We start from the raw sequence: 12,480 nt of genomic DNA, 5'->3' as shown, positions 1-12,480 counted from the left end.
CAATTATTATTTGTTGTACAACTCTACGATTAATTGTTCTTTAATATTTTCTGGAATTTGAAGTCTTTGAGGAACAGAAACGAAAGTTCCTTCTTTAGTGTCATTATTCCAAGTGATCCACTCATATACGTGAGAAGAATTGGCTAATGAACGCTCGATAGCTTCAACAGATTTAGATTTTTCACGAACAGCAACTTTGTCACCAGCTTTTAAGTGGTAAGATGGGATGTTTACTAATTCTCCGTTCACAGTGATGTGACGGTGAGAAACGATTTGTCTTGCAGCTCTTCTTGAAGGTGCAATTCCCATTCTGAATACAACGTTATCTAAACGAGCTTCGCATAATTGTAAAAGGATTTCACCTGTTACACCTTTAGAAGCTGCTGCTTTTTCGAAAAGGTTTCTGAATTGTTTTTCCAAAATACCATAAGTGTATTTTGCTTTTTGCTTTTCCATTAACTGAACAGCATACTCAGATTTTTTACCTCTTTTTTTAGCCATCCCGTGTTGTCCAGGAGGATAATTTCTTTTTTCGAAGGCTTTGTCTTCTCCGAAAATTGCTTCGCCAAACTTACGGGCGATTCTTGTACTTGGACCAGTATATCTTGCCATTTTAAATTGTTTTAAGATAGAGATTATGAATTCAGGTCGAATCCTTCGATAATCTTTATTCTATCTTGATTATACTATAATTATACTCTACGTCTTTTAGGAGGACGACATCCGTTGTGTGGCATTGGAGTAACGTCAATGATTTCTGTTACTTCAATTCCTGAATTATGAATAGATCTGATAGCAGACTCACGTCCGTTACCCGGTCCTTTTACATAAACTTTTACTTTTTTAAGACCAGCTTCTAAAGCTACCTTTCCACAATCTTCTGCTGCCATTTGAGCTGCGTATGGAGTGTTCTTTTTAGAACCTCTAAAGCCCATTTTACCGGCTGAAGACCAAGAAATAACTTCACCTTTTTTGTTTGTTAACGAAATGATGATGTTATTAAAGGTTGCATTAATATGAGCTTCACCCGTTGATTCAACGATAACTTTACGTTTTTTTGCAGTCGTTTTAGCCATACTATTTATTATTTAGTTGCTTTTTTCTTGTTAGCAACAGTTTTTCTTTTACCTTTTCTTGTTCTAGAGTTGTTCTTAGTTCTTTGTCCTCTTAACGGAAGACCAGATCTGTGACGGATACCTCTATAACATCCAATATCCATTAAACGTTTGATGTGCAATGAAACTTCTGAACGAAGCTCACCTTCAATTTTGTAGTATGATACCGCGTCACGGATTCCTCCGATTTCGTCATCATTCCAATCTTGAACTTTTTTATCTTGGCTTACTTGAGCTTTTTCTAAAATCTCAATAGCTCTACTTCTGCCTACTCCGAAGATGTAGGTTAAAGCGATAACTCCTCTTTTGTTTTTTGGGATGTCTACCCCTGCTATTCTTGCCATAACTTATCCTTGTCTTTGTTTAAATCTAGGATTCTTTTTATTAATCACGTACAATCTGCCTTTGCGACGTACGATAATGCACTCGGCACTTCTTTTTTTAACTGATGCTCTTACTTTCATATTAGTAGCTTTAGTATCTATAAGTAATTCTTGCTTTTGACAAATCGTAAGGGCTCATTTCCAGTTTCACTTTGTCACCAGGTAACAATTTGATGTAATGCATACGCATTTTACCGGAGATGTGAGCAATCACAATATGTCCATTTTCTAATTCTACACGAAACATCGCATTTGATAATGCTTCAATGATCGTTCCGTCTTGTTCTATTGCTGATTGTTTTGCCATAAAAATTAAGCTACTGCTTTTCTATTTTTACCACTTTTCATCAATCCGTCATAGTGTTTATTCAATAAATAAGAATTTATTTGTTGAATAGTATCGATAGCAACACCAACCATAATGATTAATGAAGTACCACCATAGAACATAGCCCAAGATTGTTGTACATTAAGACTAACAACAATTGCTGGGAACACAGCGATTAATGCTAAAAATAACGAACCAGGGAATGTTATAAGAGACATGATTCTATCTAAGAAGTCAGCCGTTTCAACTCCTGGTTTGATACCTGGAATAAAACCACCACTTCTTTTTAAATCATCGGCCATTTTGTTTGTTGGAACTGTAATTGCAGTGTAGAAGAATGTGAATATCAAAATCAACATTGCAAATACGAAGTTGTACCAAAATCCGAACATGTTACTAAAAGTACCTGCGATAGACTGAGACGTTTCAGATTTTGAAAGTCCTGCTACTGCTGCCGGAATAAACATAATCGCTTGTGCGAAGATGATTGGCATAACTCCTGCAGAATTCAATTTTAACGGAATCCACTGTCTGTTTCCTCCTAAAGAATCTTGCTCAAAATCACCGGCTGTTGTACGACGGGCGTATTGTACCGGGATTCTTCTTACAGCCATTACCAATAGAACACAAGCAATGATAATTAACAACCAAACGATTACTTCAATTACTAATAACATCGGTCCACCAACGGTTTGACCAGATAGTTTTGAAGCAAACTCTTGGTATAAAGCTTGAGGCAATCTGGCAAGAATTCCCACCATAATCAATAGTGAAATACCATTACCAATACCTTTATCTGTAATTTTTTCACCTAACCACATAGCGAATATTGTACCTGTAGTTAGAATTAATACTGAAGAGAACAAGAATTGGAATGAATCAAATCCTAAAAGGAATGCGCTTGGTGGCAAAGTACTATAAAGGTTATAGATATAACCAGGACCTTGTACCAAAGTAATCGCGATGGTTAACCATCTGGTAATTTGATTCAATCTTTTTCTGCCGCTCTCGCCATCTTTTTGCAATTTTTGCAAATAAGGAATAGCGATACCCATTAATTGAACAACAATTGAAGCCGAAATGTAAGGCATAATACCTAACGCAAAAACAGACGCTTTAGAAAAAGCTCCACCGGTAAACATGTCAAGGATTGATCCAATCCCTTGGTCTGTTTGACCAGCTAAGTTTTCTAATTGTGTAGCATCAATTCCCGGAAGAGTAACGTGCGCTCCAAATCTATAAACCAATAACAGACCAAGAGTTACCAAGATTCTGTTTTTTAGTTCTTCTATTTTCCAAACATTATGTAATGATTCAAAAAATTTCTTCATTGTTCTATTAATTATAAGGTTACAGCTTCTCCACCAGCCGCTTCAATAGCCGCTTTTGCAGTAGCAGTAAATTTGTGAGCAGTTACTGTTAATTTTGCTTTTAATTCTCCTCTTCCTAAAATCTTAACCAATTCGTTTTTAGTAGCCAAACGGTTTTCTACCAATACTGTAAAATCTACAGTATTATTGGTAACAGTTCCGTTATCCACTAATAACTGAAGCGCATCAAGATTAACACCTTGATATTCTTTACGGTTGATGTTTGTGAAACCAAACTTAGGCACACGTCTTTGAAGTGGCATCTGACCTCCTTCAAAACCAATCTTTTTAGAATAACCAGAACGAGACTTAGCTCCTTTGTGACCACGTGCAGCGGTACCACCTTTACCAGAACCTTCTCCTCTACCTAATCTTTTGTTTTGATTGTGTGTAGAACCTTCAGCAGGTTGTAAGTTACTTAAATTCATAACTATGATTTGTTATTTAACTTCCTCAACGGAAACTAAGTGTTTAACTTTATTTATCATTCCAAGGATAGCAGGATTTGATTCATGCTCTACAACTTGGCCCATTTTACGAAGACCTAAAGCTTCTAATCCTCTTTTTTGTGTAAGTGGACAGTTGATTTTGCTTCTAACTTGTTTTACTAATAATTTTGCCATGTTTTCCTTGAATTAACCTTTAAAAACTTTTTCTAAAGAAATACCTCTTTGTTTTGCAACAGTAACAGCACTTCTCATTTGCAATAAAGCATCAAAAGTTGCTTTTACCACGTTGTGCGGATTTGATGAACCTTGTGATTTTGACAATACATCGTGGATACCAACCGACTCAAGAACTGAACGAACAGCTCCACCAGCGATTACTCCGGTACCGTGAGATGCAGGCATCAAAAATACTGCTGCTCCACCAAATTTTCCTTTTTGTTCGTGAGGTACAGATTGACCGCTCAAAGGAATTCTAACCAAGTTTTTCTTTGCATCTTCTACTGCTTTAGCAATAGCTTCAGAAACATCTTTAGATTTTCCTAATCCGTGACCTACTACACCGTTTTCATCACCTACCACAACAATAGCAGAAAAGCCGAAAGCTCTACCTCCTTTTGTTACTTTAGTAACACGATTTACACTTACCAGACGATCTTTTAATTCAAGACCACTAGGTTTTACTAATTCTACATTTTTGTATTTAGACATAATATATTAGAATTTAAGTCCAGCGGCTCTTGCGCCTTCTGCTAATGATTTAATACGACCGTGGTACAAGTATCCTCCTCTGTCGAAAGTTACTTCAGTTATCCCGGCTTTTAACGCTTTTTCAGCTGCTAGTTTTCCAACTGCTGCAGCGATTTCTACGTTTGTACCTTTAATATCTACTCCTTTATCTTTTGATGAAGCAGCCAATAAAGTAACTCCATTCACATCATCAATTAGTTGTGCATAGATTTCTTTATTACTTCTGAATACAGATAATCTTGGTTTAGCAGTTGTTCCGCTAACAATCTTTCTGATTCTGAATTTAATTCTTTGTCTTCTTTCAGTTTTTGTTAATGACATAATGCTAATTTTTACGCTGATTTACCTGCTTTTCTTCTTAATACTTCACCAACAAACTTAACTCCTTTTCCTTTGTAAGGTTCTGGCTTACGGAAACCTCTGATTTTCGCAGCGATTTGTCCGATTAATTGTTTGTCGTAAGATGTCAACTTCACGATTGGGTTTTTACCTTTCTCAGAGATTGTTTCTAGTTTTACTTCTGGAGCAACTTCTAAAACGATATTGTGAGAGAAACCTAATGCTAAGTCTAATTTTTGTCCTTGGTTTGAGGCTCTGTAACCTACTCCAACCAATTCTAATTCTTTTGTAAACCCTTCAGACACACCCACAATCATGTTGTTGATTAATGATCTGTATAATCCGTGTTTTGCTCTATGATCTTTACTATCAGATGGTCTTTCTACTACTAGTTGACCTTCTTCAACTTTTACAGTTACGTCTGCGTAATCTTGTGTAAGTTGACCTAATTTTCCTTTTACTGTAATTACTGTTTCACTAACTTCGACAGTTACACCAGCAGGAATTGAAATTGGATTTTTACCTATTCTTGACATTGTTTAACTGTTTTATTAGTATACGTAACAAATTACTTCTCCACCAACATTTAATTGCTTAGCTTGTTTCCCGGTCATTAAACCTTTTGAAGTTGAAACAATAGCAATTCCTAATCCGTTAAGGATTCTAGGCAATTTTGATGCACCTGCATATTTACGTAAACCTGGTTTACTAATTCTTTGGATATCTTTAATTACAGACTCTTTAGTATCTTTATCATACTTCAAAGCGATTTTGATCGTTCCTTGAACAGAACTGTCATCAAATTTGTAACTTAAGATATATCCTTGATCGAATAAAATCTTTGTGATTTCCTTTTTCAAGTTCGAAGCCGGGATTTCAACCACTTTGTGGTTAGCCATCACTGCATTTCTAACTCTCGTAAGATAATCTGCAATTGGATCTGTATACATATGTATAAATTTGCGGTTATGGTTTTCAAGAGGTACTCACCAAATGAACCTTTAACCAATTAAAATTATTTTTTGGTTTGCAAAAGTAATAACTTATTGCGAGATTACCAAGAAGCTTTTTTAACTCCCGGGATTAATCCTTGATTAGCCATTTCACGGAATGTTACACGTGAAATACCGAATTGTCTCATGTACCCTCTTGGTCTACCTGTTAATTTGCAACGATTGTGCATACGAACTGGTGAAGCATTTTTTGGTAATTTTTGTAACCCTTCGTAATCTCCGGCTTCTAATAAAGCTTTTCTTTTCTCAGCGTACTTTGCTACCGTTTTTTCTCTCTTAACCTCACGGGCTTTCATTGATTCTTTAGCCATGTCTTAATTCTTTTTAAAAGGTAAACCTAATTCAGCCAATAATGACTTTGCTTCTTTATCTGTGTTTGCAGAAGTTACAAACGTAATATCCAATCCTGAGATTTTATTTACTTTATCAATATCAATTTCAGGGAAAATGATTTGTTCAGTAACACCCAGGTTGTAGTTTCCTCTTCCGTCAAAACCAGTAGCTTTGATACCATTAAAATCTCTTACACGTGGTAAAGATGACGTGATAAGTCTATCTAAAAACTCATACATTCTTTCTCCTCTAAGAGTTACTTTAGCACCAATTGGCATACCTTTTCTCAATTTGAAAGACGCAACGTCTTTCTTAGAGATTGTAGATACTGCTTTTTGTCCAGTAACTTTAGTCAACTCATCAACTGCATAGTCAACTAGTTTTTTATCAGATACTGCTGCTCCAACTCCACGGCTTAAAACGATTTTTTCCAATCTTGGAACTTGCATAACGTTTTTATAACCGAATTCTTCTTTAAGGGCAGCAATTACTCTGTCCTTATATTCTTGCTTAAGTCTAGGTGTATAGGCCATAACTATAATACTTGATTAGATTTTTTTGAAAATCTCACTTTCTTATCTCCTTCTGTCTTGATTCCAACTTTGGTTGCTTTTTTAGATTTTGGATCTACCAAAGCCAAGTTTGAAATGTGAATAGGAGCTTCTTTCTTAACAATTCCTCCTTGAGGGTTTTTTGCACTTGGTTTTGTATGTTTCGAAACCATGTTTACACCTTCAACGATTGCTTTGTTTTTCTCACGGTCAACACGCAACACTTTACCTTCAGTTCCTTTGTGGTCCCCTGCGATAACAGTTACTGTGTCTCCTGATTTTATTTTTAGCTTTATCATCTTACTAACGAATTAAAGCACTTCTGGTGCTAATGATACAATTTTCATGAATTGTTTTTCACGAAGTTCTCTTGCAACCGGACCAAAAACACGTGTTCCTCTCATCTCACCTGCAGCGTTCAAAAGAACACATGCATTATCGTCGAAACGGATATAAGAACCATCGGCTCTTCTCACTTCTTTTTTGGTACGTACAACAACTGCAGTAGAAACAGCACCTTTTTTCACGTTTCCGTTTGGTGTTGCATCTTTTATTGACACTACAATTTTATCTCCAACAGAGGCATAACGACGTTTCGTTCCTCCTAAAACACGGATAGTCAAAACTTCTTTTGCTCCTGTGTTATCTGCTACTTTTAATCTCGATTCCTGTTGTACCATAATTACTTAGCTCTTTCAATGATTTCAACTAGTCTCCAACATTTGGTTTTAGATAAAGGTCTTGTTTCCATGATCTTTACTGTATCTCCGATGTTACAGTCATTTGTTTCGTCGTGTGCATGAAACTTTTTAGTTTTTAACACGAACTTACCGTATAACGGGTGTTTTACTCTGGTTACTTGTGCCACAACAATAGACTTGTCCATTTTGTTTGACGTAACAACACCAATTCTTTCTTTTCTTAAATTTCTTTTATCTTCCATTTTAGCAGAATACAATTATTGTAACTCTCTTTTAGTTAGCTCTGTTGCTACTCTAGCAACCGCTCTTCTAGCACTTCTAATTTGAAGTGGATTGGCAATTGGAGAAATAGCGTGTGCAGATCTTAAATCCATATAGGCTTTTCTCAACTCAGTAAGTTTCACTTGCAACTCAGCTGCGGATAGATTGATAATTTCTGATTGTTTCATAATTAATTTTAGATTATGCTTCGAAATCTCTAGCAACGACAAACTTAGTTTTTACAGGAAGTTTTTGAGCGGCAAGACGCAAAGCCTCTTTTGCAACAGAAAGTGGAACTCCACCAACTTCAAACATAATTTTTCCTGGTTTTACAACAGCAGCCCAATATTCGACCGCTCCTTTACCTTTACCCATACGTACCTCTAGAGGTTTTTTGGTGATAGGTTTATCTGGAAATATTTTAATCCATAATTGTCCCTCTCTTTTCATAAAACGAGTTGCAGCAATACGCGCAGCTTCGATTTGACGTGAAGTTAAGAACATTCCATTTTCATGTACTGATTTAATTCCAAACATTCCATTAGAAAGCTCGTGTCCTCTTTGAGAAACGCCTTTCATTCTACCCTTCTGTACCTTACGGTATTTTGTTCTTTTAGGCTGTAACATTTTTCTTTAGTTTAAAATTTACTTTCTTTTACGAGGTCCTGGTTTTCCATTTGATTTTCCACTACGTGGAGCATCATTTCCTTTTCCACCACCTTGACCGGCTTGTTTTTTGTCCATGCCTACAAGAGGAGAAAGATCTCTTTTTCCATAAACCTCACCTTTCATGATCCATACTTTGATACCCATTCTACCATAAGTAGTGTGAGCTTCACCCAAAGCATAATCAATATCGGCTCTGAAAGTTGATAGAGGAATTCTTCCTTCTTTGAATTGCTCTGAACGTGCCATTTCAGCTCCGTTCAAACGACCAGAAATCAAAACCTTAATACCTTCTGCATTCATACGCATTGCTGCTGCGATAGCCATTTTAATAGCTCTTCTGTATGAAATACGGCTTTCGATTTGACGAGCGATGCTAGTTGCAACTAAGTAAGCGTCTAACTCAGGTCTTTTGATTTCAAAGATGTTGATTTGAACCTCTTTGTCAGTAACTTTCTTAAGTTCTTCTTTCAACTTGTCTACCTCTTGTCCGCCTTTCCCGATAATGATACCTGGTCTTGCAGTAGTGATAGTAACGGTTACAAGTTTCAAAGTTCTCTCGATGATTACTTTTGATACACTAGCTTTTGATAAACGAGCGTGGATATACTTTCTGATTTTATAATCCTCAGCGATTTTGTCACCGTAATCATTTCCACCATACCAGTTTGAATCCCATCCTCTGATGATCCCAAGTCTGTTTCCAATTGGATTTGTCTTTTGTCCCATCTTAATTAATTTGCTTGTGTGTTATCTAATTGTCCTAATACGATTGTAACGTGGTTAGAACGTTTTCTAATTCTGTGTGCTCTTCCTTGTGGCGCTGGACGAAGTCTTTTCAACATCATTCCACCGTCTACACGGATTTCTTTTACAATTAAGCCTGCTTCAGCTACATTACCTTCTGCATTTTTCTGCTCCCAATTGTTGATTGCAGATAACAAAAGTTTTTCTAACTTTCTTGAAGCTTCTTTTGAGCTAAATCTTAATATATTTAAAGCTCTTTCCACTTTCTGACCTCTTACCAAGTCTGCTACTAAGCGCATTTTTCTAGGTGAAGTAGGGCAGTTATTTAATTTAGCAAAAGCTATAGACTTATTAGCCTCTTTTCTTGCGTCTGCTGATTCTCTTTTACGAACTCCCATTGCTTCTTATTTTTTACCTTTATTTTTTGCTCCAGCATGACCTCTAAAAGATCTTGTTGGTGAAAACTCTCCTAATTTGTGTCCTACCATGTTCTCAGTTACATAAACCGGAACAAATTGACGACCATTGTGAACTGCGATAGTTTGTCCAACGAAATCTGGTGTAATCATAGAAGCTCTAGACCAGGTCTTAACAACTCCTTTATTTCCTCCAGCGATATTCTCCTGAACTTTTTTATCTAATTTATAGTGAACAAATGGTCCTTTTTTTAATGAACGTGCCATGTCTATCTAATTATTTCTTTCTGCGTTCTACAATATACTTGTTGCTCGGGTTAACTTTTGAACGAGTTCTGTAACCTTTAGCTGGTAGACCTTTTCTAGAACGTGGGTGACCTCCAGAAGAACGTCCTTCACCACCACCCATTGGGTGATCGACAGGGTTCATCGCTACCGGTCTTGTTCTTGGTCTTCTACCTAACCATCTTGATCTACCTGCTTTACCAGATACGATTAATTGGTGGTCAGAGTTAGATACTGCTCCAATTGTAGCTGAACAAGTCAACAAGATCAATCTTGTTTCTCCTGACGGCATTTTAATTGTTGCATATTTACCATCTCTTGCCATTAACTGAGCAAAAGTTCCTGCACTTCTAGCAATAGTAGCTCCTTGCCCCGGGCGTAATTCAATACAAGAAATTACAGTTCCCAATGGAATTTTGCTCAAAGGCAAAGTGTTTCCGATTTCAGGAGCTGCACCTTCACCAGATACAACTGTTTGTCCTACTTGCAGACCGTTTTGAGCAACGATATACGTTTTCTCTCCATCAGCATACCACAATAATGCGATAAAAGCAGTTCTGTTTGGATCATACTCGATTGATTTCACTGTAGCCGGAATTCCAACTTTAGTTCTTTTGAAATCAATGATACGATACCTTTGTTTGTGACCACCGCCTGTATAACGCATGGTCATTTTTCCTTGACTATTTCTACCACCTGAGTTTTTTATCGGTGCGATCAATGAACGCTCCGGCTTATCAGTCGTGATGGCGTCAAAACCATTCACAACTCTAAAACGCTGACCAGGGGTAATAGGTTTTAATTTTCTAACTGACATTTTCTATTAGATATTATTATAAAAATCTATTGTTTCTCCTTCTTGTACTTGAACGATAGCTTTTTTGTAGCTGTTCGTTTTACCACTGATCAAACCACTTTTTGTATATTTAGTAGATCTGTCAGCTCTGTAGTTCATTGTGTTCACATCAACAACAGTAATTCCATAAGCAGCTTCTACAGCTTTCTTAATTTGAACTTTGTTGGCTTTTTTGTCAACAACAAAACCAAAACGATTGAAAACCTCACCTTCTTTGGTGATTTTTTCTGTTATGATAGGTTTAATTATGATACTCATGGCCTGTTATTTGCTTAAATTTTCAACAATTCCTTCTAAAGAACCTTCAGATAACACTAAATTATTCGCGTTTAAAATTGCGTAAGTGCTTAATTCTGAGTTAGTTACAACGCTAGAAGCTTTCAAATTGCGTGACGACAAATATACATTTTTATTTGATTCACCCAACACAAACAAAGATTTTTTGTTTTCTAATCCTAATGCTTTCAAAACGTTAATGAAATTTTTAGTGTTTGGCGCTTCGAAATTGAAATCTTCCACTACTACTAAATTTGATTCTTTAACCTTTAAAGAGAAAGCAGATTTTCTCGCTAATCTTTTTACTGTTTTGTTCAATTTGAAAGAATAGCTTCTTGGTCTTGGACCGAATACTGTTCCTCCTCCTTTGAACAATGGACTCTTTTTAGATCCTGCACGTGCAGTACCTGTACCTTTTTGTTTTTTAATCTTACGCGTAGAACCTGCAACTTCAGCTCTTTCTTTGGCTTTGTGCGTTCCTTGTCTTTGATTTGCTAAGTATTGCTTAACATCAAGATATACTGCGTGATTATTTGGCTCAATGCCGAATACTGAATCAGAAAGTTGAACTTTTCTTCCAGTATCTTTTCCGTTGATATCTAAAACTTTTACTTCCATTACTTCTGAATGATTACGTAAGAGTTTTTGTGTCCAGGAATTGCTCCCTTAACTACAAGTAGGTTCTTTTCAGCCACTACTTTTAAAACTCTAAGATTTTGTACTTTTACATTATCACCTCCCATTCTTCCGGCCATACGCATTCCTTTGAATACACGTGATGGATAAGAAGATGCTCCTACAGAACCTGGCGCTCTCAAACGGTTGTGTTGTCCGTGAGTAGCTTGTCCAACACCACCAAAACCGTGACGTTTTACAACCCCTTGGAAACCTTTTCCTTTTGATACACCTTGTACATCAACAAATTCTCCTTCGCTGAATACTTCCACAGTGATGTTATCACCTAATTTGTAATTTTCTTCAAATCCTTGGAATTCAACGACTTTTTTCTTAGCAGAAGTACCCGCTTTTTTAAAGTGACCTAAGTCAGCTTTAGTTGCGTGTTTTTCTCCTTTGTCATCGAAACCAAGTTGAAGAGCTGAATACCCGTCAACCTCATTGGTTCTGACTTGGGTAACGACACAAGGGCCAGCTTCGATTACCGTACAAGGAATGTTTTTCCCGTTCTCGTCGAAAATACTGGTCATGCCGATTTTTCTTCCAATTAACCCAGACATATTAAACTTATTTAATTATTACTTGTTTACTTTTTGATAAAGAAATAAGTATCAGGAATAATTTTACTCCTGATACTCATTTCAGAAAATTGTTTTATCACACTTTGATTTCTACTTCAACTCCACTTGGCAATTCAAGTTTCATTAAAGCATCGATAGTTTTCGATGAAGAACTATAGATGTCTAGTAATCTTTTGTATGAACTTACCTCAAACTGCTCTCTCGCTTTTTTGTTAACGTGTGGAGAACGTAATACAGTAAATATTTTTTTGTGAGTTGGTAACGGAATTGGACCTGTTACAACAGCACCTGTGCTTTTCACAGTTTTTACGATTTTCTCTGCTGATTTATCAACCAACATGTGATCGTAAGACTTTAATTTTATTCTAATTTTTTGACTCATCTTGAT

General features: G+C 36.4%; 27 protein-coding genes. All 27 read right to left on the bottom strand.

The window, feature by feature from the left end; translation table 11 throughout:
• Positions 1 to 6: 6 nt before the first annotated feature.
• Positions 7 to 612 carry a 30S ribosomal protein S4 gene (gene rpsD, locus P1K33_RS04770; RefSeq protein ID WP_284651743.1) on the bottom strand — a complete coding sequence of 202 codons (606 nt, stop codon included), beginning with the start codon at positions 610 to 612 and terminating at the stop codon, positions 7 to 9.
• Positions 613 to 692: 80 nt separating this feature from the next.
• Positions 693 to 1,076 carry a 30S ribosomal protein S11 gene (rpsK, locus tag P1K33_RS04765; protein ID WP_133533891.1) on the bottom strand — a complete coding sequence of 128 codons (384 nt, stop codon included), beginning with the start codon at positions 1,074 to 1,076 and terminating at the stop codon, positions 693 to 695.
• 8 nt (positions 1,077 to 1,084) lie between these two features.
• Positions 1,085 to 1,459, bottom strand: coding sequence for a 30S ribosomal protein S13 (gene rpsM / locus P1K33_RS04760; RefSeq protein ID WP_171222661.1), 375 nt, complete (start codon positions 1,457 to 1,459; stop codon positions 1,085 to 1,087).
• A gap of 3 nt (positions 1,460 to 1,462) precedes the next feature.
• A complete protein-coding gene (ykgO, locus tag P1K33_RS04755; protein ID WP_002987490.1) occupies positions 1,463 to 1,579 on the bottom strand; it encodes a type B 50S ribosomal protein L36 in 117 nt (38 codons plus the stop codon).
• 10 nt (positions 1,580 to 1,589) lie between these two features.
• Entirely contained in the window at positions 1,590 to 1,805 is a 216-nt protein-coding gene (gene infA, locus P1K33_RS04750) for a translation initiation factor IF-1 (protein ID WP_008254466.1), read from the bottom strand.
• Positions 1,806 to 1,810: 5 nt separating this feature from the next.
• The gene (gene secY / locus P1K33_RS04745; RefSeq protein WP_284651741.1) at positions 1,811 to 3,157 is read right to left on the bottom strand and encodes a preprotein translocase subunit SecY; all 1,347 of its coding nucleotides are present in this window, start codon (positions 3,155 to 3,157) and stop codon (positions 1,811 to 1,813) included.
• A gap of 11 nt (positions 3,158 to 3,168) precedes the next feature.
• Positions 3,169 to 3,624: a 50S ribosomal protein L15 gene (gene rplO, locus P1K33_RS04740; protein WP_284651740.1), complete on the bottom strand. Its 456-nt coding sequence runs from the start codon at positions 3,622 to 3,624 to the stop codon at positions 3,169 to 3,171.
• A 12-nt stretch (positions 3,625 to 3,636) separates the two neighbouring features.
• On the bottom strand, positions 3,637 to 3,819 hold the full coding sequence (gene rpmD / locus P1K33_RS04735) for a 50S ribosomal protein L30 (protein WP_108902302.1): 183 nt from the start codon (positions 3,817 to 3,819) through the stop codon (positions 3,637 to 3,639).
• Positions 3,820 to 3,831: 12 nt separating this feature from the next.
• Positions 3,832 to 4,356: a 30S ribosomal protein S5 gene (rpsE, locus tag P1K33_RS04730; RefSeq protein WP_121312864.1), complete on the bottom strand. Its 525-nt coding sequence runs from the start codon at positions 4,354 to 4,356 to the stop codon at positions 3,832 to 3,834.
• 3 nt (positions 4,357 to 4,359) lie between these two features.
• Complete coding sequence (gene rplR, locus P1K33_RS04725; RefSeq protein ID WP_284651739.1) at positions 4,360 to 4,713, bottom strand: 50S ribosomal protein L18; 354 nt, start codon at positions 4,711 to 4,713, stop codon at positions 4,360 to 4,362.
• Between the two features lie 11 nt (positions 4,714 to 4,724).
• A complete protein-coding gene (gene rplF / locus P1K33_RS04720) occupies positions 4,725 to 5,267 on the bottom strand; it encodes a 50S ribosomal protein L6 (protein ID WP_284651738.1) in 543 nt (180 codons plus the stop codon).
• 15 nt (positions 5,268 to 5,282) lie between these two features.
• A complete protein-coding gene (gene rpsH, locus P1K33_RS04715; protein ID WP_162126305.1) occupies positions 5,283 to 5,681 on the bottom strand; it encodes a 30S ribosomal protein S8 in 399 nt (132 codons plus the stop codon).
• 104 nt (positions 5,682 to 5,785) lie between these two features.
• Positions 5,786 to 6,055, bottom strand: a complete 270-nt coding sequence (gene rpsN, locus P1K33_RS04710) for a 30S ribosomal protein S14 (protein ID WP_162126306.1) — start codon at positions 6,053 to 6,055, stop codon at positions 5,786 to 5,788.
• A gap of 3 nt (positions 6,056 to 6,058) precedes the next feature.
• Positions 6,059 to 6,610 (bottom strand): 50S ribosomal protein L5, encoded by a 552-nt coding sequence (gene rplE / locus P1K33_RS04705; protein ID WP_284651737.1) that lies wholly within the window; start codon positions 6,608 to 6,610, stop codon positions 6,059 to 6,061.
• A gap of 2 nt (positions 6,611 to 6,612) precedes the next feature.
• A complete protein-coding gene (gene rplX / locus P1K33_RS04700) occupies positions 6,613 to 6,927 on the bottom strand; it encodes a 50S ribosomal protein L24 (RefSeq protein ID WP_176305662.1) in 315 nt (104 codons plus the stop codon).
• A gap of 12 nt (positions 6,928 to 6,939) precedes the next feature.
• Positions 6,940 to 7,308: a 50S ribosomal protein L14 gene (rplN, locus tag P1K33_RS04695; RefSeq protein ID WP_007803649.1), complete on the bottom strand. Its 369-nt coding sequence runs from the start codon at positions 7,306 to 7,308 to the stop codon at positions 6,940 to 6,942.
• A 2-nt stretch (positions 7,309 to 7,310) separates the two neighbouring features.
• Positions 7,311 to 7,571 (bottom strand): 30S ribosomal protein S17, encoded by a 261-nt coding sequence (rpsQ, locus tag P1K33_RS04690; RefSeq protein WP_121312857.1) that lies wholly within the window; start codon positions 7,569 to 7,571, stop codon positions 7,311 to 7,313.
• Positions 7,572 to 7,586: 15 nt separating this feature from the next.
• Positions 7,587 to 7,778, bottom strand: a complete 192-nt coding sequence (gene rpmC / locus P1K33_RS04685; protein WP_284651736.1) for a 50S ribosomal protein L29 — start codon at positions 7,776 to 7,778, stop codon at positions 7,587 to 7,589.
• A 13-nt stretch (positions 7,779 to 7,791) separates the two neighbouring features.
• Complete coding sequence (gene rplP, locus P1K33_RS04680) at positions 7,792 to 8,217, bottom strand: 50S ribosomal protein L16 (RefSeq protein WP_176305664.1); 426 nt, start codon at positions 8,215 to 8,217, stop codon at positions 7,792 to 7,794.
• Positions 8,218 to 8,235: 18 nt separating this feature from the next.
• Positions 8,236 to 8,985, bottom strand: a complete 750-nt coding sequence (gene rpsC, locus P1K33_RS04675) for a 30S ribosomal protein S3 (RefSeq protein WP_284651735.1) — start codon at positions 8,983 to 8,985, stop codon at positions 8,236 to 8,238.
• A 5-nt stretch (positions 8,986 to 8,990) separates the two neighbouring features.
• A complete protein-coding gene (gene rplV, locus P1K33_RS04670) occupies positions 8,991 to 9,401 on the bottom strand; it encodes a 50S ribosomal protein L22 (protein WP_284651734.1) in 411 nt (136 codons plus the stop codon).
• A gap of 6 nt (positions 9,402 to 9,407) precedes the next feature.
• Positions 9,408 to 9,686, bottom strand: coding sequence for a 30S ribosomal protein S19 (rpsS, locus tag P1K33_RS04665; RefSeq protein WP_007136562.1), 279 nt, complete (start codon positions 9,684 to 9,686; stop codon positions 9,408 to 9,410).
• A 10-nt stretch (positions 9,687 to 9,696) separates the two neighbouring features.
• Positions 9,697 to 10,521: a 50S ribosomal protein L2 gene (rplB, locus tag P1K33_RS04660; protein ID WP_284651729.1), complete on the bottom strand. Its 825-nt coding sequence runs from the start codon at positions 10,519 to 10,521 to the stop codon at positions 9,697 to 9,699.
• A 6-nt stretch (positions 10,522 to 10,527) separates the two neighbouring features.
• Positions 10,528 to 10,818 (bottom strand): 50S ribosomal protein L23, encoded by a 291-nt coding sequence (gene rplW / locus P1K33_RS04655; RefSeq protein ID WP_284651728.1) that lies wholly within the window; start codon positions 10,816 to 10,818, stop codon positions 10,528 to 10,530.
• A 6-nt stretch (positions 10,819 to 10,824) separates the two neighbouring features.
• Positions 10,825 to 11,454, bottom strand: a complete 630-nt coding sequence (gene rplD, locus P1K33_RS04650) for a 50S ribosomal protein L4 (RefSeq protein WP_176305669.1) — start codon at positions 11,452 to 11,454, stop codon at positions 10,825 to 10,827.
• The gene (gene rplC / locus P1K33_RS04645) at positions 11,454 to 12,071 is read right to left on the bottom strand and encodes a 50S ribosomal protein L3 (protein WP_284651727.1); all 618 of its coding nucleotides are present in this window, start codon (positions 12,069 to 12,071) and stop codon (positions 11,454 to 11,456) included. Before rplC ends, rplD begins: the two co-directional genes overlap by 1 nt.
• 97 nt (positions 12,072 to 12,168) lie before the next feature.
• Positions 12,169 to 12,474, bottom strand: a complete 306-nt coding sequence (gene rpsJ / locus P1K33_RS04640; RefSeq protein WP_026710316.1) for a 30S ribosomal protein S10 — start codon at positions 12,472 to 12,474, stop codon at positions 12,169 to 12,171.
• Positions 12,475 to 12,480: the final 6 nt, after the last annotated feature.

The organism is Flavobacterium terrisoli (assembly GCF_030167905.1).
GTDB lineage: Bacteria > Bacteroidota > Bacteroidia > Flavobacteriales > Flavobacteriaceae > Flavobacterium > Flavobacterium terrisoli.
This window is presented reverse-complemented; position numbering and strand designations above follow the sequence as displayed.

What these genes read in the sequence shown, in the direction of transcription:
- rplP (WP_176305664.1), bottom strand. Translation starts at nt 8,217, where the DNA reads ATGTTACAGCCTAAAAGAACAAAATACCGTAAGGTACAGAAGGGTAGA.
- ykgO (WP_002987490.1), bottom strand. Translation starts at nt 1,579, where the DNA reads ATGAAAGTAAGAGCATCAGTTAAAAAAAGAAGTGCCGAGTGCATTATC.
- rplF (WP_284651738.1), bottom strand. Translation starts at nt 5,267, where the DNA reads ATGTCAAGAATAGGTAAAAATCCAATTTCAATTCCTGCTGGTGTAACT.
- rplV (WP_284651734.1), bottom strand. Translation starts at nt 9,401, where the DNA reads ATGGGAGTTCGTAAAAGAGAATCAGCAGACGCAAGAAAAGAGGCTAAT.
- rpsH (WP_162126305.1), bottom strand. Translation starts at nt 5,681, where the DNA reads ATGTATACAGATCCAATTGCAGATTATCTTACGAGAGTTAGAAATGCA.
- infA (WP_008254466.1), bottom strand. Translation starts at nt 1,805, where the DNA reads ATGGCAAAACAATCAGCAATAGAACAAGACGGAACGATCATTGAAGCA.
- rplR (WP_284651739.1), bottom strand. Translation starts at nt 4,713, where the DNA reads ATGTCATTAACAAAAACTGAAAGAAGACAAAGAATTAAATTCAGAATC.
- rplE (WP_284651737.1), bottom strand. Translation starts at nt 6,610, where the DNA reads ATGGCCTATACACCTAGACTTAAGCAAGAATATAAGGACAGAGTAATT.
- rplX (WP_176305662.1), bottom strand. Translation starts at nt 6,927, where the DNA reads ATGATAAAGCTAAAAATAAAATCAGGAGACACAGTAACTGTTATCGCA.
- rplO (WP_284651740.1), bottom strand. Translation starts at nt 3,624, where the DNA reads ATGAATTTAAGTAACTTACAACCTGCTGAAGGTTCTACACACAATCAA.
- rplB (WP_284651729.1), bottom strand. Translation starts at nt 10,521, where the DNA reads ATGTCAGTTAGAAAATTAAAACCTATTACCCCTGGTCAGCGTTTTAGA.
- rpmD (WP_108902302.1), bottom strand. Translation starts at nt 3,819, where the DNA reads ATGGCAAAATTATTAGTAAAACAAGTTAGAAGCAAAATCAACTGTCCA.
- rplN (WP_007803649.1), bottom strand. Translation starts at nt 7,308, where the DNA reads ATGGTACAACAGGAATCGAGATTAAAAGTAGCAGATAACACAGGAGCA.
- rpsJ (WP_026710316.1), bottom strand. Translation starts at nt 12,474, where the DNA reads ATGAGTCAAAAAATTAGAATAAAATTAAAGTCTTACGATCACATGTTG.
- rpsD (WP_284651743.1), bottom strand. Translation starts at nt 612, where the DNA reads ATGGCAAGATATACTGGTCCAAGTACAAGAATCGCCCGTAAGTTTGGC.
- rpsQ (WP_121312857.1), bottom strand. Translation starts at nt 7,571, where the DNA reads ATGGAAGATAAAAGAAATTTAAGAAAAGAAAGAATTGGTGTTGTTACG.
- rpsM (WP_171222661.1), bottom strand. Translation starts at nt 1,459, where the DNA reads ATGGCAAGAATAGCAGGGGTAGACATCCCAAAAAACAAAAGAGGAGTT.
- rpsS (WP_007136562.1), bottom strand. Translation starts at nt 9,686, where the DNA reads ATGGCACGTTCATTAAAAAAAGGACCATTTGTTCACTATAAATTAGAT.
- rpsN (WP_162126306.1), bottom strand. Translation starts at nt 6,055, where the DNA reads ATGGCTAAAGAATCAATGAAAGCCCGTGAGGTTAAGAGAGAAAAAACG.
- rplW (WP_284651728.1), bottom strand. Translation starts at nt 10,818, where the DNA reads ATGAGTATCATAATTAAACCTATCATAACAGAAAAAATCACCAAAGAA.
- rpmC (WP_284651736.1), bottom strand. Translation starts at nt 7,778, where the DNA reads ATGAAACAATCAGAAATTATCAATCTATCCGCAGCTGAGTTGCAAGTG.
- rpsK (WP_133533891.1), bottom strand. Translation starts at nt 1,076, where the DNA reads ATGGCTAAAACGACTGCAAAAAAACGTAAAGTTATCGTTGAATCAACG.
- secY (WP_284651741.1), bottom strand. Translation starts at nt 3,157, where the DNA reads ATGAAGAAATTTTTTGAATCATTACATAATGTTTGGAAAATAGAAGAA.
- rplD (WP_176305669.1), bottom strand. Translation starts at nt 11,454, where the DNA reads ATGGAAGTAAAAGTTTTAGATATCAACGGAAAAGATACTGGAAGAAAA.
- rpsC (WP_284651735.1), bottom strand. Translation starts at nt 8,985, where the DNA reads ATGGGACAAAAGACAAATCCAATTGGAAACAGACTTGGGATCATCAGA.
- rplC (WP_284651727.1), bottom strand. Translation starts at nt 12,071, where the DNA reads ATGTCTGGGTTAATTGGAAGAAAAATCGGCATGACCAGTATTTTCGAC.